Source organism: Micromonospora sp. LOL_013 (genome assembly GCF_048060315.1).
Lineage (GTDB): Bacteria > Actinomycetota > Actinomycetes > Mycobacteriales > Micromonosporaceae > Micromonospora_E.
The window spans coordinates 15301-36377 of the sequence record NZ_JBHMIQ010000039.1; the positions used below are offsets into that span (position 1 = coordinate 15301).

At 71.9% G+C, this 21077-nt stretch carries 20 protein-coding genes and 1 pseudogene; 5 read left to right on the plus strand and 16 right to left on the minus strand.

Annotated features, from left to right (window positions below; all coding sequences use genetic code 11):
- Positions 1 to 38: 38 nt before the first annotated feature.
- The 8 genes from ACFHWS_RS22945 to ACFHWS_RS22980 form a co-directional block, all read right to left on the minus strand.
- Positions 39 to 809, minus strand: a complete 771-nt coding sequence (locus tag ACFHWS_RS22945; protein WP_416556480.1) for an ABC transporter ATP-binding protein — start codon at positions 807 to 809, stop codon at positions 39 to 41.
- Positions 806 to 1843 (minus strand): FecCD family ABC transporter permease, encoded by a 1038-nt coding sequence (locus ACFHWS_RS22950; RefSeq protein WP_416556479.1) that lies wholly within the window; start codon positions 1841 to 1843, stop codon positions 806 to 808. The genes ACFHWS_RS22945 and ACFHWS_RS22950 overlap by 4 nt, the downstream gene beginning before the upstream one ends.
- A complete protein-coding gene (locus tag ACFHWS_RS22955; RefSeq protein ID WP_416569018.1) occupies positions 1840 to 2649 on the minus strand; it encodes a class I SAM-dependent methyltransferase in 810 nt (269 codons plus the stop codon). Before ACFHWS_RS22955 ends, ACFHWS_RS22950 begins: the two co-directional genes overlap by 4 nt.
- A complete protein-coding gene (locus ACFHWS_RS22960; protein WP_416569019.1) occupies positions 2646 to 3656 on the minus strand; it encodes an ABC transporter substrate-binding protein in 1011 nt (336 codons plus the stop codon). The genes ACFHWS_RS22955 and ACFHWS_RS22960 overlap by 4 nt, the downstream gene beginning before the upstream one ends.
- A gap of 80 nt (positions 3657 to 3736) precedes the next feature.
- Positions 3737 to 4573, minus strand: coding sequence for a glutaminyl-peptide cyclotransferase (locus ACFHWS_RS22965; protein WP_416556476.1), 837 nt, complete (start codon positions 4571 to 4573; stop codon positions 3737 to 3739).
- Between the two features lie 147 nt (positions 4574 to 4720).
- On the minus strand, positions 4721 to 5704 hold the full coding sequence (locus tag ACFHWS_RS22970; RefSeq protein WP_416569036.1) for an NAD(P)-dependent alcohol dehydrogenase: 984 nt from the start codon (positions 5702 to 5704) through the stop codon (positions 4721 to 4723).
- A 32-nt stretch (positions 5705 to 5736) separates the two neighbouring features.
- Positions 5737 to 6024, minus strand: coding sequence for a hypothetical protein (locus ACFHWS_RS22975; RefSeq protein WP_416569020.1), 288 nt, complete (start codon positions 6022 to 6024; stop codon positions 5737 to 5739).
- Positions 6024 to 6377: an ArsR/SmtB family transcription factor gene (locus ACFHWS_RS22980; protein ID WP_281552041.1), complete on the minus strand. Its 354-nt coding sequence runs from the start codon at positions 6375 to 6377 to the stop codon at positions 6024 to 6026. Before ACFHWS_RS22980 ends, ACFHWS_RS22975 begins: the two co-directional genes overlap by 1 nt.
- A gap of 135 nt (positions 6378 to 6512) precedes the next feature.
- Between ACFHWS_RS22980 and ACFHWS_RS22985 the strand changes: the two genes are divergently transcribed.
- Complete coding sequence (locus tag ACFHWS_RS22985) at positions 6513 to 7007, plus strand: NUDIX domain-containing protein (protein WP_282233348.1); 495 nt, start codon at positions 6513 to 6515, stop codon at positions 7005 to 7007.
- A 17-nt stretch (positions 7008 to 7024) separates the two neighbouring features.
- Here the strand turns inward: ACFHWS_RS22985 and ACFHWS_RS22990 are convergent, their stop codons facing one another.
- Together ACFHWS_RS22990 and ACFHWS_RS22995 are read right to left on the minus strand one after the other, a co-directional pair.
- Positions 7025 to 8608 (minus strand): MDR family MFS transporter, encoded by a 1584-nt coding sequence (locus ACFHWS_RS22990; protein WP_416556474.1) that lies wholly within the window; start codon positions 8606 to 8608, stop codon positions 7025 to 7027.
- A complete protein-coding gene (locus ACFHWS_RS22995; RefSeq protein ID WP_416556473.1) occupies positions 8605 to 9126 on the minus strand; it encodes a MarR family winged helix-turn-helix transcriptional regulator in 522 nt (173 codons plus the stop codon). The genes ACFHWS_RS22990 and ACFHWS_RS22995 overlap by 4 nt, the downstream gene beginning before the upstream one ends.
- A 129-nt stretch (positions 9127 to 9255) precedes the next feature.
- Between ACFHWS_RS22995 and rfaE2 the strand changes: the two genes are divergently transcribed.
- Genes rfaE2 through ACFHWS_RS23010 form a run of 3 tightly spaced genes read left to right on the plus strand, consistent with a single transcriptional unit; the run spans position 9256 to position 12376 of the window.
- Positions 9256 to 11031: a D-glycero-beta-D-manno-heptose 1-phosphate adenylyltransferase gene (rfaE2, locus tag ACFHWS_RS23000; RefSeq protein WP_416569021.1), complete on the plus strand. Its 1776-nt coding sequence runs from the start codon at positions 9256 to 9258 to the stop codon at positions 11029 to 11031.
- Positions 11028 to 11957 (plus strand): glycosyltransferase, encoded by a 930-nt coding sequence (locus ACFHWS_RS23005; RefSeq protein WP_416556471.1) that lies wholly within the window; start codon positions 11028 to 11030, stop codon positions 11955 to 11957. The genes rfaE2 and ACFHWS_RS23005 overlap by 4 nt, the downstream gene beginning before the upstream one ends.
- The gene (locus ACFHWS_RS23010) at positions 11954 to 12376 is read left to right on the plus strand and encodes a DUF2267 domain-containing protein (RefSeq protein ID WP_416569022.1); all 423 of its coding nucleotides are present in this window, start codon (positions 11954 to 11956) and stop codon (positions 12374 to 12376) included. The genes ACFHWS_RS23005 and ACFHWS_RS23010 overlap by 4 nt, the downstream gene beginning before the upstream one ends.
- A 30-nt stretch (positions 12377 to 12406) precedes the next feature.
- Here the strand turns inward: ACFHWS_RS23010 and ACFHWS_RS23015 are convergent.
- Positions 12407 to 13579, minus strand: a pseudogene (locus ACFHWS_RS23015) (glycosyltransferase family 9 protein); the annotation flags it as partial.
- A complete protein-coding gene (locus ACFHWS_RS23020) occupies positions 13576 to 14184 on the minus strand; it encodes an Hsp20/alpha crystallin family protein (RefSeq protein ID WP_416569023.1) in 609 nt (202 codons plus the stop codon). The gene ACFHWS_RS23020 and the pseudogene ACFHWS_RS23015, both read right to left, overlap by 4 nt.
- 197 nt (positions 14185 to 14381) lie before the next feature.
- Between ACFHWS_RS23020 and nshR the strand changes: the two genes are divergently transcribed.
- Positions 14382 to 15287: an NshR/TsnR family 23S rRNA methyltransferase gene (nshR, locus tag ACFHWS_RS23025; RefSeq protein WP_416569024.1), complete on the plus strand. Its 906-nt coding sequence runs from the start codon at positions 14382 to 14384 to the stop codon at positions 15285 to 15287.
- Between the two features lie 194 nt (positions 15288 to 15481).
- Here the strand turns inward: nshR and erm are convergent, their stop codons facing one another.
- The 4 genes from erm to hflX form a co-directional block, all read right to left on the minus strand.
- The gene (gene erm, locus ACFHWS_RS23030) at positions 15482 to 16315 is read right to left on the minus strand and encodes a 23S ribosomal RNA methyltransferase Erm (protein ID WP_416569025.1); all 834 of its coding nucleotides are present in this window, start codon (positions 16313 to 16315) and stop codon (positions 15482 to 15484) included.
- A 252-nt stretch (positions 16316 to 16567) separates the two neighbouring features.
- Positions 16568 to 18010, minus strand: coding sequence for a dTDP-4-amino-4,6-dideoxy-D-glucose ammonia-lyase (gene desII / locus ACFHWS_RS23035; protein ID WP_416569026.1), 1443 nt, complete (start codon positions 18008 to 18010; stop codon positions 16568 to 16570).
- Between the two features lie 34 nt (positions 18011 to 18044).
- On the minus strand, positions 18045 to 19274 hold the full coding sequence (locus ACFHWS_RS23040) for a dTDP-4-dehydro-6-deoxyglucose aminotransferase (RefSeq protein WP_416569027.1): 1230 nt from the start codon (positions 19272 to 19274) through the stop codon (positions 18045 to 18047).
- 60 nt (positions 19275 to 19334) lie between these two features.
- Positions 19335 to 20732, minus strand: a complete 1398-nt coding sequence (gene hflX, locus ACFHWS_RS23045) for a GTPase HflX (RefSeq protein ID WP_416569037.1) — start codon at positions 20730 to 20732, stop codon at positions 19335 to 19337.
- Positions 20733 to 21077: the final 345 nt, after the last annotated feature.

Here is a 21077-nt window from a genome sequence, read left to right on the forward strand (position 1 = left end):
ATGGTAGCGGAATCGGTCCGATCGGTCGGGCGTGCGCTTCACCCCCACACCACGCTTCGCAAGTGGACGTACGGACGGCCGTCCGGGTCGTCGTCGACCTGTGCGTGGACCTCGTAGACCTCGGCGATCCGGGCCGGTGTGAGCACCTGTGCCGGTGAGCCGGCGGCCACCACCCTGCCGCCGTTCAGCAGCACGATCCGATCGCAGAACCGCGCCGCCAGGTTGATGTCGTGCAGGGCTGCTATCACCGTCGGCGGGCCGGCCGCCAGCCGTTCCAGCAAGTCCAGCTGGTAGCGGACGTCCAGGTGGTTGGTCGGCTCGTCGAGCAGCAGCACCTGCGGTTGCTGCAGCAGGGCACGGGCGATGTCGACCCGCTGCCGCTCCCCGCCGGACAGCGTCGACCAGCGCCGGTCGGCGAAGCCGGCCAACCCGGCGTCGACCAGTGCCTGCTCGGCGGCGGCGACGTCCCCGGCCGAGCCGGCCGCCAACAGCGGCCGGTGCGGGATCCGGGCCAGCAGCAGCACGTCCAGCACCGACATGTCCGCGTCGGAGGCGTGATGCTGGGTGACCACGGCGAGCCGCCGGGCCAGCACCCGGCGCGGCATGGACCGGGTGTCGACCCCGTCGAGCAGCACCCGCCCGGCGTCGGGTCGCTGCAGGCCGGCGAGCACCCGCAGCAGGCTGGACTTGCCGGAGCCGTTCGGGCCGAGCAGCCCGATCAGGGTGCCGTCGGGCGCGTCGAGGGTGACGTCGGCGAGCAGCGGCTTTCCGCGTACCGCCCAGGTGATCTTCTCGGCGCGGATTCTCATGTCGGCGCCTGCCGGCGGCGGATGAGCAGCGCGAACGCCGGCACCCCGAGCAGCGCGGTGACCACCCCGACCGGCACCTCCTGCGGCGCGAACACCGTTCGGGCGGCGGTGTCCGCCCAGATCAGGAAGGTGGCACCGATGACGGCGCAGGTGGGCAGCAGGATCCGGTGCCGGGAACCGACCAGGTAACGGGCGGCGTGTGGCACGGTCAGCCCGACGAAGCCGATCGCGCCGCTGGCCGCGACCAGCACCGCGGCCAGTAACGCGGTGGTGCCGAACAGCAGCGCCCGCACGATGACCGGGGAGAATCCCAGCGACTGGGCGACGTCGGTGCCGAACGCGAACGCGTCCAGCGCCGGGGTGGCCGCCCAGCAGATCAGCAGCGCCCCGGCGGCCACGGCTGCGGCCAGCGCCACCGTCGACCAGCCGGCCATGGTCAGCGAACCGAGCAGCCAGAAGGTGACCCCCCGGGTCTGCTGCGGTGACGCGGCGGAGACCACGATCAGGCTGGTGACGGCGGCGAACAGTTGGCCGACGGCGACCCCGGCGAGCAGGATCCGGGACGGTTCGGTCCACCGTCGACCGGCCAGGGCCAGGGTGGCGAGGAACGCGGCGACCGCACCGGCGAACGCGCCGCCGGTGAGCGCACCGGCGCCGACGCCGAGCCCGAGGACCAGCACCGACACCGCGCCGGTCGAGGCACCGGCGGAGATGCCCAGCAGGTACGGGTCGGCGAGCGGGTTGCGGGTCAACGCCTGCAGCACCGCGCCGCAGACCGCCAGCCCGCCGCCGACCAGCCCGGCGAGCAGCACCCGGGGCGTCCGCAGGTTCCACACGATGCTGTCGGCCAGTGCGGGTAGCGGTTCCAGTGGCAGCCCGAGGTGTACGCCGTGGGTGCGGAACACGTCGGTGACGGTCAGGTCGGCGGTGCCGATGGTGGTCGCCCCGGCGACGCTGAGTGCCAGCACCGCGAGGGCGAGGACGAACACCGGTGTCCAGGTGGTCGGCGGTGTCCGCCAGGGGGTGCGGGTCATCGTCGGGCGAACACCACGTGGTCGTCGAGGTACTGCCAGACCGTGCCGACCTCGGTGAACCCGGCGGTACGCAGCGCGGCGAGGTGAAACTCCAGTGGCGCGTCGGGCGGCTTCGGGCGGTCGGCGAACCGCCGTTGCCGTTCGGCGACCAGCGCGGCGAGGGCCGGTACCCGGGCCGCTTCGGTGTGCCAGTCCTGGTAGCGCAGCGCCCCGGCGGCGAAGCCGGCCTGCTGGGTGCGTTCGTCGTGCCGCTGTGCGACCGCCGCCAGCGTCGGATGCTCCGGCCCGAAGTGCAGGTGGTCGGCGTTGAGCAGGATGCCGCCGGGACGCAGCAGCCCGGCGGCGGTGGTGTAGACGGCGAGCAGTTGTGTCGGGGTGAGCCAGTGCAGGGCGGTGGAGCTGAGCACCGCGTCGACCTGGTCGACGCCGAGCCGGTCGGCCCAGTCGTCGGCGACCAGGTCGACGTCGCGTACGTCGATCCGGTCGCCGTGACCGGCGAGTGCCCCGGCGGCGATGCGCAGCAGAACCGGGTCGTAGTCGACGGCGACGCACCGGGCCCGGGGCAGCGCGGCGAGCACCCGGGCGGAGATCGCTCCGGGCCCGCAGGCCAGGTCGAGCACGGTGATCGGCCGGTCACCGAGGTGCAGGCTGAGCAGGTCGAGCAGCACCTGGAAGCGGTTTTCCCGGTAGGCGACGTACGCGGACTGCTGGGTGTCCCACAGGTCGAGCAGCCGCCGCGCCTCGGCGGGGTCGAGCGGCGGCGCGGTGGTCGGGTCGGGTGCGGGTTCGGTGGTCAGGTCGGTCACTGGTTCAGCTCCTTGAGGCCGGCGGCGACCGCTTCGACGGCGGTGACGCTGCGTACGGACGGGTCCATCGACGAGCCGGGGACGGTGATGAACCGGCCGGCCTTGACGGCGTCGAGTGCGGCGGTGGTCGGGTTGCTCCGCAGGTAGTCGATCTTCGCCTGGGCGCTGTCGCCGTCGCCGCCGCGGGTCAGGTCGGCGAGGACGATCACGTCGGGGTTGCGGGCGGCGATCTCCTCCCAGTTGCCGGCCGGCCAGGTCTGCTCGGCGTCGCCGTAGGCGTTGGTCACCCCAAGTTCGGCGCTGATGGCGGCGGGCACCCCGCCGGCTCCGGCGACGTACGGGGTGGCGGTGCCGGAGTAGTACCAGAGCAGGTCGGTGTCGGCCGGGGCGTCGGCGGTCGCGGCGGTCGCGGCGGCCAGCCGGTCACGCTGGTCGACGACGACCTGCTCGCCCCGCTCGGCGACGCCGAAGATGGTGGCGATCTCGGTGATCTCGGCGAAGATGCCGTCGAAGTGGAATTCGGTCTCGCCGGTAGCCGGGTCCTCGCAGGCGAACCGGGACAGGTAGGCGGGGACGTCCAGGGCCGCGAGGTCCGCGCGCGGGCCGGCGGCGTCCGGGCCGTACGCGGAGGTGAAGGTGGAGTAGACGAAGTCGGGTGCGGCGTCGAGGACGGCTTCGCGGTTGGGGTAGAGGTCGGCGAGTACCGGCACGGCAGCGTAGTCGGCGGCCAGTTCGGGCAGCACCGGGTCGGTCTGGTAGCTGGTGCCGATCATGTGGTCGGCCAGCCCGAGGCTGAGCATGATCTCGGTGGCGTTCTGTTCCATGGTGAGGGCGCGGCGCGGCGGTTCGGTCACGGTCAGCGTGGTGCCGCAGTTGGTGATCTCGACGGCACCGGTTTCCGGGGACGCAGCGGCCTCGGCATCGACATCGGGGCTGGCGGTGGCGCAGCCGGACAAGCCGACCGTCAGCACCACTGCTAGCCCAGCGAAAACGGTAACGGTTTTCATGTCGGCAAGCTAGCACGGCTCCGCCGCAGGTCAACCAGGGGGTACGGGCTCCGAACGCACCGCCGGCGCTGAGTTGTGAGTCAGGAACCTGGGACGAACCGGACCCGGAACAACGCCGGCCAGTACTTGCCGGTGATCAGGAACTCGTCGGTGCCGGGCACCGCCGCGATGCCGTTGAGCACGTCCACCCCGGCCCGCTCCGCACCGGCCAGCAGCCCACCGGCGTCGACCTCGGCGACGACCTGCCCGGTCGCCGGGTCGATCCGGACAATCTCGTCGGTCCGCCAGACGTTCGCCCAGACCTGGCCGTCGACGCATTCCAGCTCGTTGATGTCACGCAGCGCCGTACCGGCGCGGGTCACCGTGACCGACCCGATCTGGTCGAAGGTGGCCGGATCGCGATAGGTGAGCCGGTCGGTGCCGTCGCTCATCACCAGCCGGTCCGCCGCGTCGTCGTGGCAGATGCCCCAGCCCTCGCCGTCGTAGGTCACCTCGCGCAGCACGTCGAGGGTCTCCCGGTCGCGCTCGTACGCGACGCCCTCCCGCCAGGTGATCTGCCAGATGCGCGACTCGAGCACGGTGATGCCCTCGCCGAAGACGGTCTCCGGCAGACTCACCCGGCGTCGTACCGTGCCGCTGGCCGGGTCGACGACCCGCAACTCGGACTCGCCGTACTGGCCGGTGCCCTCATACAGGTCCGAACCGACCAGCTCCAGCCCCTGGGTGAACGCCACCGTGTCGTGCGGGTAGCGGGCCAGCACCTCCACCCGCAACTGTTCGACGGGCACGACCGCCGCAGAACGACCATCGACGAGCGGCACCGTCGCCGGCCCGGCGGACCGCGACCCGGCATATGCCGCGGCGGCGGCCACTGCGACGGCGGCCAGCACCACCACGCCCCGTCGCCGACCCAGCATGCCACCCACCTCCGCTCTGCGCACGGCTGCACCCCCGCGTACGGCTCCGGTCCGCCGTCGGGTCGTCGACAAGTGTCGCGCACCGGCGGCCGGGTGTCCGCACCCGGCGGACGGGCCGGGACGCCCGAGCCGGCCAGCGCGTGTCGATCATGAGCCGGCCGGGGTCACCTCGACCACGATCTTTGACCGGGGATGCTCCTCGACGAAGTACCGCACCGCCTCGGCCGCGCGGTCCAGCGGAAACGTCCGCTCCACCGGGAGGACCATCCGGCCGGCCTCGATCAGCTCGGTCAGCTCCCCCAGCGGCTGCCGCCCCGGCCTGGCCAGGAACCCGGTCACCCGTTGGCTGACGAACGGCGCCCAGACCTTCGACCGCAGCAGCCGACCCACCGGGCCGAACCAGCGGCTACCCGTACCGCCACACAGGACCAACGTCCCGCGCGGGGTCAACGCCCGCCGGCAGTCGGTCAGCCGGTGCCGACCTGCCACGTCGAAGATCAGATCCCACTGCCGGCCCGACCTGGTGAAGTCCTCCCGGGTGTAGTCGATCACGTCGTCCGCGCCGAGCGAGCGCACCAGGTCGACGTTGCGGTCCCGGCAGACCCCGGTGACCTCGGCACCGAGCGCCTTGGCGAGCTGCACCGCGAAGGTGCCGACCCCGCCGGAGGCCCCGTTGACCAGCACCCGTTGACCGGGCTGGAGCCGGCCGTGGTCCCGCAACCCCTGCCAGGCGGTGACCCCGGCGAGCGGCACCGTCGCCGCCTGCACCGGGGTGACGTTGGCCGGGGTACGCCAGGCCCGGTCGGCGGGGACGGCGGCGTACTCGGCGAAGCTGCCGCTGTCGATCTCGGCGTACACCCGGTCGCCGGGGCGGAAGTCGGAGACCGCCGCGCCGACCGCGACGACCTCGCCGGCGACGTCGCGCCCGCGCACCTTCGCCCGCGGGGCGGACAGGCCGAAGGCCAACCGGGCGAGGTACGGCTCACCGGCGACGAACACCAGGTCGGCATAGTTGATCGAGGCGGCCTGTACCCGTACCAACAGCTCCTTGTCCGTGATGGACGGACACGGCAGCTGCCGCACGGTCAGCACCTCGGCGGACCCGTAGCGGTCCTGGACGATCGCCCGCATGGTGTCGGTGACCGGGGTGGTCCGACCGGCGCTCATTCGACGGTCCGCAGAATCTGCTCGATGGCGCTGGTCCGGGTCCGCAGCTCGGCCAGGTCGGCCGCGACCCGCTGCTGCGTGTCGACCGAGTTCTCAGCGAGTTGCTCGTAGCGGCGGACAACCTGACGCATCGCCTCCTCCTGGCTGGCGAGCAGCTTCGTCTTGCGGAACTCGTGCAGAGAGGCGACGACCACCACGATCAGGAACACGCCGAGGGTCAGTACGCCGAGGATGAACACGACATCTGGCCAGGTGTTGCCGCCCTCGGCGGCGAAGACGTACATCAGGACTTCTCCTTACGCGCGGGGCCCGCTGCCGACGGGTCCGGTCCGGTGAGGGTGGTCGCCGCCGCGGCGAGCGTCGACGGGGTCAGGTGCAGGGTGAAATCGGCAACCTCGTAGTACTTCATGGCTTTTCCGTCCTCGGACAGCTCGAGACTCCCGACGATCAGGCCGGCGGCTTCCAGCCGCTGCAGGTGCATGTGCAGCAGCGGACGACTGATGCCGATCTCGCGGGAGAGGTGACTGACGTAGTCCCGACCGGCGGCGAGCCGGCCGAGGATCCGCAGCCGCAGCGGGTTGGCCAGCGCCGCCAGCTTCTCGACCAGATCGTCACCGGAGGGCGTGGCCGATGTCATCGCTCTCCTTCATGTGTCATGTTTATCTGACAGGTGAAAGCGTAACAGGTCGGGACCACCCCGCCAACGGACGCTGAGCAGTCGCAGTCGTCCGGCCACGCGAACGTCGGTGCCCGGCTGGCCTAAGGTCGACCCATGGCCAGCATCTCCTGGGCGGATTCGTACCTCGGGCAGCTACGGGCGCTGGCCGGCGACCGTACCCTGATGTTCGTCGGTGCCCGCTGTGTGGTCCGCGACCCCGACGACCGGGTCCTGCTGATCCGGCGGTCGGACAACGGGCTGTGGGCGCTACCGGCCGGCGCGATGGAGCTCGGCGAGTCGATCGCCGGCTGCGCCGCCCGGGAGGTCTACGAGGAGACCGGGCTGCGGGCCGCCGGGGTCACCCCGTTCGCCATGCACACCGGGGCCGACTACACCTTCACCAACATGTTCGACGACACGTACCAGCTCTTCGTGGTCTGCTTCCGGGTCGACGGCTTCGCCGGCGAGCTGCTGACCGTCACCGACGAGACCACCGACGCCGGGTTCTTCGCACACGCCGAGATGCCGGCCCCGTTGGCCGGCACCGTCGGCGAGACCCTCACCGATCTGGCCGCCTTCGAGCACTCCGGCCAGCTGGTGTTGAAGTAGACCCGGACGCCTGCGGGCTATCCGGCGAGGTCGGCGGAGGTGGTCTGCGACTCGACCTCGCCGCGCAGCTCCCGGTCCGGCAGCACCAGCGTGATCAGCACGGCGACAACCGCGACCAGGCCGGTCACCAGGAACACCGTGTGCAGCGACTCCACGAAGGCGTACTGGATGGCGTCCCGGACCGGGTCGGGCAGCGCCAAAATCACCGCCGGCTGGTCGATCGAGATCTCCGCGCCGCCGGCGGCGGCGATGTCGGCGGCCTGCTCCGGCGGCAGCTGGGCGATCGCGGCCGGCATCCGGTCGGCCAGCTCACCGGTCAGCCGGGCGTTGAGCACCGCGCCGAGGATCGCGACCCCGAACGAGCCACCGAGCGTCCGGAAGAAGGTCACCGTGGAGGTGCCGGCACCCAGGTCGCGCAGCGGGATCGCGTTCTGCACGGCGAGCACCAGCGACTGCATGGACAGCCCGAGCCCGACGCCGACCGCCACCATCACCAGGAACGCCTGCCAGAGCGGGCTGGTCACCTCCAGCTGAGTGAAGAGCAGACCACCGGCGACCAGCGCCCCCGAGCCGGCCACCGGGAACCACTTGTACCGGCCGTACCGGGTCATCGCCCGTCCGGCGGCCACCGAGGTGACGATGATGCCGGCCATCATCGGCAGCATCAGCAAACCACTGGCCGTCGGTGAGGCGCCCTTGACGATCTGCAGGTAGAGCGGGATGAAGATGATCGAGCCGAACATGGCCAGACCGAGCACGAAGCCGGCGGCGTTGGCCAGCGCGAAGGTCGGTTCCCGGAACAGCCTCAGCGGCAGGATCGGCTCGGCGACCCGGGACTCCTGGACGAGGAAGAGCGCAGCGAGAACCACGCCGACGGCGAACAGGCCGATGATCACCGGAGAGCCCCAGGCGTACTCGCCGCCGCCCCAGCTCAGCGCCAGCAGGATCGCGCTGACCCCGGCCACCAGCAGGGTCGCGCCGACCCAGTCGATCGCGTGGTCCCGGCGCCGGAACGGGATCAGCCGCATCACGTACCAGCAGATGACCATCGCGATGATGGCCAGCGGCACGTTGATGTAAAAGATCCAGCGCCAGTTCGTCTCCGCGAAGTAGCCACCGGCCAGCGGCCCGGCCACCGACGACAGGCCGAAGACCGCACCGAACAGGCCCTGGTAGCGCCCGCGGTCGCGGGGCGACACCACGTCCGAGATGATGGTGAACGCCAGGGTCATCAGGCCGCCGGCACCGAGCCCCTGCAGGCCCCGGGTGACGATCAGCTGGGGCATGTTCTGCGACATGCCGGCCAGCAGCGAGCCCAGCAGGAACATGCCGATCGCGAACAGGAACACCGGTCGGCGGCCGATCAGGTCGGCGGTCTTGCCGTACAGCGGCGTCGACGCGGTGGACGCCAGCAGGTACGCGGTGACCACCCACGAGTAGTGGTTGATTCCGCCCAGTTCACCGACGATGGTGGGCAGCGCCACCCCGACGATGGTCTGGTCGAGTGCGGCCAGCAGCATGCCGGTCATCAGGCTGGCCATCAGCAGCAGGATCTGCCGGCGGCTGAGTGCCGGCGCGACCCGCTCCTCGGTGGTCGTCATTGCGGTGTTTCCCCTTCCCCCCGCGGACAGCGATCCGCCGGATCGGTGCCCCCGTAGCGGGTGGTGATCGTCTCGTTGAGCCGGGTCAGCAGTCGCCCGAACTCGCTTATCTCGGCCGGTGTCCAGTCGGCCAGCAGGTCCCGCATCGCGCCCACCCAGACGGCCCGATTGCGGGTGTAGATCTGCACGCCGAGCTCGGTCGCCGCGATCACGCTGGCCCGCCGGTCGGTGGGATCCGGCGTCCGGGTGGCCAGCCCGGCCGCCTCCAGTGCGGCGACCTGGCGGCTCACCGTGGACAGGTCCAGGCCGAGTCCGTCGGCGAGCACGCTGAGCCGGGCCGGCCGGTCGCCGGCGATCCGCACCAGCAGGGTGTACGCCGCCCGCTCCAGCGGCGGGTCGAACCGCAGCCGTTGGTAGAACATGTGCACGGACCGGTGGAAGACGCCGAACTGCTTGCCGAGGGCGATGAGCTCCGCGTCGGGACCGGTCGGCGGGTCGGTGTGCACCGCCGATCTCACCCCATCCGATAGTTGCTTGCTACAAGCATTCTGCCATGCCGGGGCGGATAGCCAACCGATTTACCTGTGATCCCCGACATGTACCGACCCGCACGTTTGACCGCGCCCGTCCCGGGCACCCGCTGCCCCATGCGGCCCTCGTCCAACGACCAGCGGCACCGCACCGGCAACGACCAGCGGCACCGCACCGGCCTGGCTGGCCTCACCGGTCCCGCTGGCCCCGCCGTCCCGGCTGACGGCACCGGCCCTGCCGACCTCGTCGAGCGGTGGTCCGGCCGCCCCGTCCTGGTCGTCGGGGACGCGATGCTCGACGAATGGCGGTTCGCCACCTCCACCCGACTCTGCCGGGAGGCACCCGCCCCGGTGCTCACCCTGGACCGGCGCCAGATCGCCGCCGGCGGTGCCGCGAACACCGCGGTCAACCTCGCCGCGCTCGGCGCCCGCCCACTACTGGTCGCCCCGATCGGCGTCGACCAGGTCGGCGACCAGGTGGCCCGCTGCCTGCACCAGGCAGGCGTGCAGGACCGGATGGTCGCCCAGCCGGGCACCCGTACCCCGGTGAAACGCCGACTGCTCGCCGCCGACCAGATCCTGCTCCGCGAGGACGACGGCGGGCCGGCCGGTCCACTCCCCGCCGAACAGGTCGAACGGCTGCTCGCCGCGCTCGTCGCCAGCACCGAGGAGATCCGCCTCGACCACGCCGAGAAGATCCGGCCCGGCCCGGCCCGCCCCGGTGTCGACGGGGCCCGGCCCGACCTGGTCATCTGCGACTACGGGCTCGGCGCGCTGCCCGACCGGATCCGGCAGTGGCTGATCCGGCACCGGGACCGCTACGGCACCGTCGCCCTCGACACCCACGACCTCACCCGGTGGGCCGGGCTGCGGCCGACGCTGATCACACCCAGCATCGCCGAGGCCGCACCGGCCGTCGGCCAACCCACGCCCGACCGCGACCGGGTCGCCGCCGCCCGGCGACTGCTGCCCCGGCTGCACGCCGCCACCGGGGCGGACCTGGTGGCAGTTACCCTGGACACCGACGGCTCGGTGGTCGGCGACCGTAGTGGCGCCACGCACCACTGCCGTACCGAACCGGTCGCGGCCAGCCGGGCGGTCGGCGCCGGCGACGCCTATCTGGCCGCTCTCACCCTGTCGGTGGTCGCCGGTGCCACCCTGCCGGTCGCCGCCGGACTGGCCCAGCTCGCCGCCGCGCTGACCATACGCGACTGCGGCACCTGTATCTGCCACCGCGACGCGCTGACCGCCGCGCTGAGCGAGTCGTTCCCGGCCGCAGCCTCGGGCGGCGGCCGGCGGGTCACCACCCCGGCTGCGACCCCGGCCGCCGGGACCGACCCCGCCAACCTGGTCGAGCAGGTACGCGTACAGCGTGCCGCCGGAGCCCGGATCGTCTTCACCAACGGCTGCTTCGACGTGCTGCACCGCGGTCACGTCGGCTACCTGGCGGAGGCCGCCGCCCTCGGCGACCTGCTGATCGTCGCCGTCAACTCGGACCACAGCGTGCGGCGGCTGAAAGGGCCGGACCGGCCGGTCAACCCGGTCGAGGACCGGGTCGCCGTGCTCGCCGCGCTGACCAGCGTCGACCACGTGGTGGTCTTCGAGGAGGACTCCCCGGCCGGGCTGATCGAGCGGATCCGGCCGGACGTCTACGTCAAGGGCGGCGACTACCCGCCGGACATGGTGCCCGAAGCGCCGCTGGTCCGCCGGCTCGGCGGGGCGGTGCACATCCTCGGCTACGTCGCGGACCGGTCCACCTCGGCGGTCATCAACCGGATCCGGTCGGCTGCCGCCCCGGCCGGCCCGGCCGGCGGGCGGGCTGGCCGGCCCGGAACGCACCCGACACCCGAAGCACACCAGGAACTCGAAGCACATCCGGAAGGAGCCCGATGAGCCGACCGCTGCCGCCCGGGGACCCGGTCGAGTTCCGCCGCAACCGGCTGCTCGACGTACTCGTCCCGACCCGCAACCGACCCGCCGAGCTGGCCGCCACCCTCGCCGGGCTCGCTGCACAGGACGCCCCCGACGGGTTCGGCGTGGTGATCAGCGACCAGTCCGACGGCGGACCGGCGTGGGCCGACCCGGCCGCCGCCACCATGGTCCGGGCGCTGCGGCACACCGGTCACCCGGTGCTGCTCACCCGGCGGCTGCCCCGGCACGGGCTGGCCGAGCACCGGGCGTACCTGCTCAGTCTCTCCACCGCCCGGCTGGTGCTGATGCTCGACGACGACGTCTGGCTCGCCCCCGGCACGGTCGACCGGCTGGTCACCGCGATCGCCGAACTGCGCTGCGGCTTCGTCGGCAACGCCGTACACGGATTGTCCTACCTGGATGACGTACGGCCGCAGGACCACGACGGGTACGTCGAATGGGACGGCCGGCCGGAGCCGGAGCGGATCCGCCCCGGTACGCCGCAGTGGTCGCGCGCCCGGCTGCACTCGGCCGCCAACCTGCTGCACGTCACCGAGCGGCTCCAGCTGGGCGAGGGCCAGTGGCGGGCGTACCGGGTGTCCTGGATCGGCGGGTGCGTGCTGTTCGACCGGGCCAAGCTGGTCGCCGCCGGCGGTTTCGACTTCTGGCGTCGGATGCCGGTCGACCACCAGGGCGAGGACGTCGCCGCCCAGCTGGCGGTGCTCAGCCGCTACGGCGGTGCCGGCATCGTGCCCAGCGGCGCGTTCCACCTGGAGTCGCCGACCACGGTCACCGACCGGCGGGTCGAATGCTGGCAGCTGCTGCTCGACGAGGAGGACGCGGCCGGGTGCGCCCCGGCGGCGGCCGACAGCGGGTCACGGCATCAGCGGCAGGAGGTCGGACCGTGACGGTACGGTTGGTCCGCCCGACCACCACGATCTGGCAGTTGGACGTGGCGGTGCTGCGTACCCTCGTCGAACTGCTGCCCGACGGCGAGGCGGCGCTGCTGGTCGACGCGCTGCCGCCGCTGCTGGCGATGGCGGCCCGTCCGGACCCGGAGCACCGCCCGGACCCGGAGCACCGCCCGGACCCCGAGCAGCGGCCGGAGCGGTTCGACGCCGCCGAGCTGGTCCGGCGGGTCCGTCGGCGGACCGGCCGGTACGACGCCGACGACCGGACGGTTCGCGACGGTGTGCGGTCCGCGTTGGACCGCGTCGTGGGCTACTGCCCGGCCGGGGTGCTGTACCGGGTGCAGCTACCGTTGCCCGACGACGTCCGGAAGTTGTTCCCCTCGCCGGTTCAGGTGCACGCCGCCGGTGCCGGCTGACTCCCCCCAGCCGCCAGACACCGCAGGGGCCAGCTCCAGCACCGCGTCGACCACCTCGGCGACCGGCACGTCGGTCACGAACGACTCCTGATGGCCACAGCTGTCCCCGCCGCCCCGGGCCGGGAAGCCGACCGTACTGACGTCCATCCCGCACACCGGGCAGTGGATGGTGAACGCGGCCAGCGGGCGGTGCCGGCCACGTACCGGCGGGGCACCGTTGAGCAGGTTGCCGATCCAGTAAATACCGACCGTCGGCGCGCCGACCGCCGCCGCCAGGTGCAGCGGGCCGGTGTCGTTGGCGACCAGCACCGCGCAGCCGGCCAGCAGCCCGGCCAGGCCGCCCAGGCTCAACTCGTCCACCACGGTCCGCACCGGCCGGGCCGTCGCCACACTGACCTCGGCGACCACGTCCCGCTCCAGGCCGGTGCCGGTCACCAGCACCTCGAAACCACGGTCGGTCAGCGCGTCGGCGACCGCCGCGAACCGGTCCGCCGGCCACCGTCGGCGCGGGTCGCTGGCCCCCGGATGCAGCACCGCCCTGGGCTGCCGGGCCGGGCCGAGCACCCGGTCCGCCTCGGCCCGGTCGGCGCCGGTCACCGGCACCGTGGGCTGCAGCGTCACCGGTTCGGCGCCGACCAGCCCGGCCACCTCCAGATAGCGGAACACCTCCGGCTGGTAGTAGACGTACCGGATCCAGCGGTCCAGCGGCGGCGCGTCGGCCGCCCGCAGCCCGGCGGTGACCCGCGCCCCCAGCGCCGCGACCAGCGGATTGCTGTTGCGGCCGCCGCCGTGCAACTGCACCGCCAGGTCGAACGACTCACGCCGGGCCCGGTCCAGGAACTGGCTCATCGTGACCGGCTCGTCGTCGGACTGCGCCGCCCGGATACCGTCCGCGGCCGGCACCACCAGCACCCGGTCCACCGGGCCCGGCCGGTCGGCCACCGGCCGGGCATCCAGCCAACGGGCATGCCAGGGCGCGCCGAGCAGCACCAGCTCCGCCTGCGGGTACGCGGCCCGCAACGCGGTCAACGCCGGTACGGCGAAAATGAAGTCACCGAGCGCATTGGCGCGCAGCACCGCGATCCGGTGCACGTCCGGCACCAGCCGGTCACCGGCCGCGTCGGCGGTCAGGCCCAGCGTGGCCGGCCGGGCCGGTTCGGCGTCCAGGTCCGGCGTGGCCGGTCGGGCCGGCTCGGCGGTCATCGGGCGGTGCTGGCCTGCTGCCGCTGCGGGTCCGCCTCACCCGCGTACGGATGGTGCATCTCCCGGTCGGCGGCCGGATCGATCTCCTCGGCGGCGATCCCGGCACCGTCCGTGGTGATCCGGACCTGTTCGGCGCGGCCGGACCGGGCAGCGGCCGAACCGGCGGTCGGCTGCTGGTGCTGCGGCCGGCCCACGGTGATCGACCGGCGGCCGCCCGGCTCGGCCCGGGGCATCGTGACGGTGAGCAGTCCGTGGTCCATCACCGCGTCCATCCGGTGTACGTCCACCCCGCTGGGCAGGCGCAGCCGGTACTCGAAGCCGCGCTCGGTCGAACCGGTGTCCGGTAGCCCGTTGTCGACGTTGACCTCCTGCTCGGACCGGCCCCGCAGGCACAGGTCCGCGCCGTCGATCTCGACCGCCACCTCCTCCGGTGCGACGCCGGGCAGCCGGGCGACCACCCGCCAGCCGTCGTCGGTGTCCAGCAGCTCGACCTCGGGTACGCCGGCGTCGCCGCCGAAGACCCGGCCCAGCTCCGACCAGAGCGACTGCAGACTGCCGATCGGATCCCAGCCGCGTTCCTGCATCTGGTCGCGGGGTTGGCTCATCGGACACCTCCCGTGCGGTTCGGCCGGGCGGGAGGGTGGACCCGCCCGGTCAGTGGGGCAGCATCCCCGGCGCGTACCCGCGGATCGGGGCGGCAAACCCGGTGCGGCGCCGGCGCTCGGCGGCCGGGGCTAGGGCCGGGCTTCGGCCCGGACCGGCGGCGGCGGGGCCGGGCCCGGGGTGGGTTAGGGTCGTTGCCGTGGCGGAACTCGATGTCATCACCGAGCGGTCGGATCCGGCCGTCCAGCGAATCATCGACGTCACCAAGCATTCGCGATCCGTCGTGCGGACCGTGCTGATCGAGGACGCCGAGCCGCTGGTGCAGGCAATCCACGCCGGGCTGGAGTTCATCGAGGTCTACGGGGTGCAGACCAGCCCGCTGCCCGACGAGGTGATCACCGCATGCCGGCGGGAGGGAATCCCGGTCCGCCTGGTCGCGGCCCCGATCATGAACGACCTGTTCCGGACCGACAAGAAGCCCAAGGCGTTCGGGATTGCCCGGGTCCCGAGACCGTGGAGCTTCGACGAGCTGTCCCGTACGACCGGCGACCTCGTCGTCCTGGACGGGGTGAAGATCGTCGGCAACATCGGGGCCATCGTGCGGACGTCGTTCGCGCTCGGCGCCGGTGGCATCGTGCTGGTGGACAGCGACCTGACCACCATCGCGGACCGGCGGCTGATCAGGGCCAGCCGGGGTTACGTCTTCTCGCTGCCGATCGTGCTCGCGTCGCGGGCCGAGGCGACCGGCTACTTCCGGCGTACCGGTATTCCGTTGATCGCCTTCGACGCCGACGGTGACCTCGCGGTCAGCGATCTGCGTGACGCGGACGAGCAGCTGGCGCTGCTGCTGGGGAGCGAGAAGACCGGTACGTCGCGCTCCTTCGAGAGCGTTTCCCGCCATTCGGTGTCGATCCCCATCGACCCGGCCGCGGAGTCGCTGAACGTCTCCGTCTGCGCCGGGATCGCACTCTACGAGCGTTACCACTGGAACCTCGCCGACCGGCGGCGCCCGCCACAGGTTCCGGCGCCTAACCAGCAGCAGCCCGCCAAACGCCGGGCCAGAAGGCCTGCGTCGTCGTCCGGCGGGCCGGGCCGGCGCCGCTGAGTCGTCTCAGCAGGTAGGTTTCGACCCGGGCATTCTTCACATTCGCCGGCAGCAATGCGGCTGCTCGGCATCCGCGGCGCGGACATTGACGAGTGGTCCCGCACCCGTCTGGTGGGAGCCGCGTGGAAATCACGCCCCCGCCATGGCCTGACGAGTTGGTGGTGGGGCCGGGGCCGGACCGGCCCCACCACCGGTCAGAGCCGACGGGTCGAGGCGGGGTTCCGTGGCCGGCGCGGCGTTGGCCGGCCACCGCCACTGGGCCGGGCCGGGCCGGCCAGCTGCCACAGGGAGGCCCACTCGTGTACGTCGAGGTCCTTCGGGAGCAGGTTCGGCCCCACCCGGTTGGCCCGCATCCAGTCCTGCAGGTCGGGTCGGCTGATTCGCCCCGACCGCTGGATGATCTCCGCGAGGCCATGTCCTCGACCGGTGAAGACCGTCCGGACGAAGTCCTGGTAGCCCTTGCGGTCGGTCACCAGCGGAGTCTCCCGACGAACGATGGTAAACAGTCCACCGTCCACCGAGGGCACCGGCCGGAAAGCTCGCGCCGGCACCCGGGAGTGCAACTCGAAGTCGTACCAGGGCCACCAGCTCGCGGTCAGCAGCGTCGCGCCGCCGACACCCGCCCGGCGGCGGGCCACCTCCCACTGCACCAGCAGCACAGCCGCGTGCCAGTGGTCGGCGGCGAGCAGGGTCCGGATGATGGAGGTAGTCATGTGGAAGGGGACGTTCCCGACGACCACGTGGGGATGCTGGGGAAACCGGAAGCGCAGGATGTCGGCGCAGACCACGGTGACGTTCTCCGGGGTCTGTCGGCCCAACCGCTTGGCGCGCTTGGGGTCGATCTCCACGGCGGTCACTTCCCTGTCCTGCCGGCTCAGCGGAAGGGTGAGGGCGCCGTCGCCGGCTCCGATCTCGACGATCGGGCCCTCGGTCCGGGCGACGAGGTCGGTCAGATCGGTGACCACCGAGCGGTCCACCAGGAAGTTCTGGCCGAACTCGTGTCGTCCGACGTGCTCGTGGTAAGGCATGTGCGTGCTCCGCGATTATCGTTTCGGAGCCGGTCGGCTGGAGATAACCGCACCGGCGGTGAACCGTTACGCGGCGGAGCTCATCGAGAAGAGCGATAGTCCGCCGCTATACGCGGCGGAACCTGATGAAACACACAATACCCATGCCCGGCACTATACCCGACTCTGCGCAACACGTGGGCCCGGACGCGGCGCAACCGCCGGGTACGTCGGTTTCTTCACATTAGTCGCCCGCGCCGCCGCCGATCTCCGTCAGCGGAGAAAACCGCGTCGTACCCCCCACCCGTCAGCGATGTCGGTCTCCATCTGGTTCAACCGCGCGGTCACGGCCTGGTCGAATCCGTCCAGGAAGTACTCGTCGTCCGCCTGGGGGGTGACCGTCGCGCCGCTGGTCACGAAGGACTCCGTCACCTCGGTGAGGGTGGTGTCCGGCCCCACCGTTCCGATGCGGTAGCGGTCCGCCCCAGCCAGGCCGGGGAAGCCCGCCTCCCGATAGAGGTAGACGTCCCCCAGCAGATCCACCTGCACCGACACCTGGGGGTGCGCGGTGGGCCGCATGGTCTCCGGCCGGATTCGGACCAGTTGCACGTCGGCGCCCATCATCAGGCTGTGCAGGGCGTAGCCGTAGTCGACGTGCAACGTCGGGGTACGCTGCGCCGCCTTCTCCCGGAACCGGTTCAACTCGTCCTGGAGTTCGGCACGCTCGTCCGGGGAGAGCTTCCCGTCCGGCCGGCCACTGTAGTCCTCGCGTAGGTTGATGTAGTCCAGTGGGCGGTCCGGTGCCGCCTCGTTGAGCTCGACGATGAAGTCGACCAGCGCGCTCAGCCGCCCGGCGCGGCCGGGCAGGACGATGTAGCTGAGCCCGAGGCGGATCGGCGCCTCCCGCTCGGCGCGCAACTGCTGGAACCGCACGAGGTTGTCCCGGACCCGGCTGAACGAGCCCTGCTTGCCGGTGGTGGCCTGGTACTCCTCGTCAGTCAGCCCGTACAGCGACGTCCGGATGGCGTGCAGGTCCCACAGGCCCTGCTCACCCTTGAACTTCTGCTCGGTCAGCGCGAAGGAGTTGGTGTAGAGGACGATCCGGAAACCCCGCCCGGCTGCCCGGCTGACCAGGGCGCCGAGTCCGGGATTGGTGAGCGGTTCCAGGCCTCCGGAGACGTACATCGCGTCGCGGTTGCCGGCGGGAACTTCGTCGATGACAGCCGCGAACATCTCGTTTCCGCCGGACAGCGAGGAGGCCTGGTACCGGGCACCGGTGACCCGGACGCAGAAGTGGCAGCGGAACATGCAGGTAGGCCCGGGATATAGACCGACAAGATGCGGGAACGTCGGCTTTCTGGCGAGCACGGCGTCGAAGGCACCCGCCCTTTCCAGGCTCAACACGGTGTTCGTCCAGTAGCGGCCCGAGGGGCCGTTCTCGACGGCGGACCGCAGCGCCGGGATCCGGGTGAACAGTTCCAGCAACCGCTCGAAGCCGGCCCGGTCCACGCCGAGTTCGTGGCGCGCCTGTTCGAGCGGCACGAAGGGTGCGTTCCCGTAGATGCGCGCGAGTGCCGCCAACCGGTGAGCGGTCGGGCCGATCTCGGCCGGCGGCACGAGCCCGGTGCCCGTCACCTCCTCGTGCAGTGCCTGCGCTACCGCCGTCAGATCGCTGCCAGGTATCGCGGAGTTCGTCACGGACATCTCTACCGTCATGGGCCCTCCCCCACGTTCATCCGGTACCGGTCGGTCAGCCGGCCGGCACCACGCCCTGTCCACCGGCCCCGGACTGCTGGTGCCACCGGGCGGTCAGTTCGGATCCCCGGGTGGCCGCCAACCGCACGATGTTGCACACCCTGCGGATGTCCTCACGGGAGATCATGGATCCGGTCGGCAGCGCCACGACCCTCGCCGAGAGGCGCTCGGTATGCAGCAGGTGCAGCACCTCCTGCCGGGACCGGTACGGTTCGATCTGGTGGCACGGCGGGGAGAAGTAGCGCTGCGCGACGACGTTCTCCGCCCGCAGCAGTTCGACGAGCAGGTCCCGGGGGAGCCCGGTGATCTCCTCGTCGATCTCGACGATCACGTACTGATAGTTGTGCCGCTCATCGGGATCGATCTCGATCACGCTGAGGCCGGGCACCCGGGCCAGCTCGCTGCGGTACTGCTCGTAGTTGTCCCGGTTGTGGCGGGCCACCTCGGGGAACGCGTCGAGCGAGGTGAGCCCCATGGCGGCGGACGCCTCGCTCATCTTGGCGTTGGTGCCGCCGGCCGCGCTGGGGGTCCGCAGGTTGAAACCGAAGTTCGCCAGGCTGCGGATTCGGTGGGCCAGGTCGTCGTCGTCGGTGACGATCGCCCCGCCCTCGAAGGCGTTGACCACCTTGGTCGCGTGGAAGCTGAACACCTCCGCGTCGCCGAAGCTCCCCAAGGGTCGCCCCTGCGAGGTGCAGCCGATGGCGTGGGCGGCGTCGAAGAACAGCCGCAGACCGGTGTCGGCGGCCAACTTCTCCAACGCGTCCACGTCACAGGGGCGCCCCCACAGGTGGACGCCGAAGATCCCCGACGTGCGGGGGGTCACGGCGGCGGCCACCGCCGCCGGGTCGATACCCCCGGTACGCGGATCGATGTCGCAGAAGACCGGCTCCAGGCCGAGCCACCGGACCGCATGCGCGGTTGCGGCGAAGGTCAGCGACGGCATGATCGCCTCGCCGGTCAGCTCCGCCGCGTGCACGAGCAGTTGCAGGGCCACCGTCGCGTTGCAGGTGGCCACGCAGTTACGGACCCCGGCCAGGTCGGCCACCCGCTCCTCGAACTCCCGCGCCAGCGGCCCGTTGTTGGTCAGCCACTGGTTGTCCAACGCCCAGGACAGGCGGTCGAAGAACCGCGTCCGTTCGATCCGGTTGGGCCGCCCGACGTGGATCTGCTGGAGGAAGCTGGCGTGCCCTCCGAAGAGCGCCAGGTCCCCGAGATCGCGCTTCATGGTCCTGCCTCCTTCCGCGGTTCACGGCTGCGTCCGGCCCCGGGCGCCCCCGGACCCGGCTCAGGTCCTGGCGTACTCGCCCAGATCGGCGGCCAGGTCGGCGGCCACCCTGGCCCGGAGCACGGTGCCGTCGGCGGTGTGCTCCTCCGCCAGCACCTCGCCGTAGGCGTGGATCCGTGCGACGAGACCACCCGCGGTGTACGGAATCAGGACGTCGACCTGCACCTCCGGATGCGGCAACGCGGTGCCGACGGCCGCCCGGAGCGTGTCGATGCCCTGCCCGGTACGGGCCGAGACGACGACGTGCCGGGGCTCGGCCTCCGCTAACGCGGCCAGAGCCGCCGGGGTGGCCGCGTCGGCTTTGTTGACCACCACAAGCTCCGGCACGTCGCCCGCGTCGACGTCCCGGATGACCGCGCGGACCGCAGCGAGTTGCTCCAACGGCGCGGGGTGCGAGCCGTCCACGACGTGCAGCAGCAGGTTGGCCTCGGCTACCTCCTCCAGGGTGGAGCGGAACGCCTCCACCAGGTGGTGCGGCAGGTGGCGGACGAACCCGACGGTGTCGGTGATGGTGTACGCCCGACCGGCCGGGGTGATGGCCCGACGCACGGTCGGGTCGAGGGTGGCGAAGAGCGCGTTCTGCACCAGCACGCCGGCCCCGGTGAGCCGGTTGAGCAACGAGGACTTCCCCGCGTTGGTGTAGCCGGCGATGGCGACCGACGGGATGCTGCTGCGCCGCCGCTCCTGGCGCTTGAGTTCCCGGCCGGTCCGCATCTCGGCGATCTCCCGACGGAGCCGGGCCATCTTCTCGTGGATCCGCCGCCGGTCGGTTTCGATCTTGGTCTCGCCGGGTCCTCTGGTGGCCATGCCACCACCGCCGCCACCGCCCATCTGCCGGGAGAGCGACTGACCCCAGCCGCGCAACCGGGGCAGCATGTACTGCATCTGGGCCAGTGCCACCTGCGCCTTGCCCTCGCGGGACGTGGCGTGCTGAGCGAAGACGTCGAGGATCAGCGCGGTGCGGTCCACCACCTTCGCGTCGACGACCTGCTCCAGGCGTACCAACTGGGCGGGACTGAGTTCACCGTCGCACACCACCGTGTCAGCGCCGGCCGCCCGGACCATGTCCCGTAGTTCCCGGGCCTTGCCGGACCCGAGGTAGGTCCCCGGGTCGGGCCGGGCACGGCGCTGGATCACCCCGTCGAGCACCATCGCTCCCGCCGTCTCAGCCAACGCCGCCAGTTCGGCCAGGGACCGTTCGGCCTCGTCGAGCGTGCCGGCGGTCCAGACCCCGACCAGCACCACCCGCTCCAGCCGGACCTGCCGGTACTCGACCTCGGTGACGTCGGTCGTCTCGGTGGACAGGCCGGCGACCCGCCGCAGCGCGGCCCGGTCGTCCCGGTCGAGTTGCGCGCCGTCGACGTCCCCGGCGCCCGGCCGGACATCGGCGCTGTCCATCAGGGCGTCAGCCGTCGCCGAGTACCGAGGGCGGTGCGCTGCGGAGGTCATCGGGGTCCTTAGCAGGTCGGTGGGGGCGGCGGGTCGCGGGTAGGACCCGACAGGGCTGGAACCCGGGGGGCAGGACCGACACCTGCCGCACATCACGACGATTGCCGATCTCCTAGAAGGTTTCCGGAGAGTGGCGCGGGATGCGAGGTTCGCCGGTCACACATTTCGCTGCAGTCCGGGCCGTGAGGTGTGGTGGCGTCACCGGGTACCGGGACCGCAATCGACCGACACTCTCGGATGTACACCCAACTACGTTCGGTACGCAACCACCATCGATGGTCAAGTGTGGTTCCA

Excerpts from the sequence above, each read along its gene's own strand:
- ACFHWS_RS23040 (WP_416569027.1), bottom strand. The coding sequence starts at position 19,274 with ATGAAGCGCGATCTCGGGGACCTGGCGCTCTTCGGAGGGCACGCCAGC.
- ACFHWS_RS22985 (WP_282233348.1), top strand. The coding sequence starts at position 6,513 with ATGGCCAGCATCTCCTGGGCGGATTCGTACCTCGGGCAGCTACGGGCG.
- ACFHWS_RS23020 (WP_416569023.1), bottom strand. The coding sequence starts at position 14,184 with ATGAGCCAACCCCGCGACCAGATGCAGGAACGCGGCTGGGATCCGATC.
- ACFHWS_RS22980 (WP_281552041.1), bottom strand. The coding sequence starts at position 6,377 with ATGACATCGGCCACGCCCTCCGGTGACGATCTGGTCGAGAAGCTGGCG.
- hflX (WP_416569037.1), bottom strand. The coding sequence starts at position 20,732 with ATGGACAGCGCCGATGTCCGGCCGGGCGCCGGGGACGTCGACGGCGCG.
- ACFHWS_RS22990 (WP_416556474.1), bottom strand. The coding sequence starts at position 8,608 with ATGACGACCACCGAGGAGCGGGTCGCGCCGGCACTCAGCCGCCGGCAG.
- ACFHWS_RS22945 (WP_416556480.1), bottom strand. The coding sequence starts at position 809 with ATGAGAATCCGCGCCGAGAAGATCACCTGGGCGGTACGCGGAAAGCCG.
- ACFHWS_RS22960 (WP_416569019.1), bottom strand. The coding sequence starts at position 3,656 with ATGAAAACCGTTACCGTTTTCGCTGGGCTAGCAGTGGTGCTGACGGTC.
- ACFHWS_RS22950 (WP_416556479.1), bottom strand. The coding sequence starts at position 1,843 with ATGACCCGCACCCCCTGGCGGACACCGCCGACCACCTGGACACCGGTG.
- desII (WP_416569026.1), bottom strand. The coding sequence starts at position 18,010 with ATGACGGTAGAGATGTCCGTGACGAACTCCGCGATACCTGGCAGCGAT.
- erm (WP_416569025.1), bottom strand. The coding sequence starts at position 16,315 with ATGCCTTACCACGAGCACGTCGGACGACACGAGTTCGGCCAGAACTTC.
- rfaE2 (WP_416569021.1), top strand. The coding sequence starts at position 9,256 with ATGCGGCCCTCGTCCAACGACCAGCGGCACCGCACCGGCAACGACCAG.
- ACFHWS_RS23005 (WP_416556471.1), top strand. The coding sequence starts at position 11,028 with ATGAGCCGACCGCTGCCGCCCGGGGACCCGGTCGAGTTCCGCCGCAAC.
- ACFHWS_RS22965 (WP_416556476.1), bottom strand. The coding sequence starts at position 4,573 with ATGCTGGGTCGGCGACGGGGCGTGGTGGTGCTGGCCGCCGTCGCAGTG.
- ACFHWS_RS22975 (WP_416569020.1), bottom strand. The coding sequence starts at position 6,024 with ATGTACGTCTTCGCCGCCGAGGGCGGCAACACCTGGCCAGATGTCGTG.
- ACFHWS_RS22970 (WP_416569036.1), bottom strand. The coding sequence starts at position 5,704 with ATGCGGGCGATCGTCCAGGACCGCTACGGGTCCGCCGAGGTGCTGACC.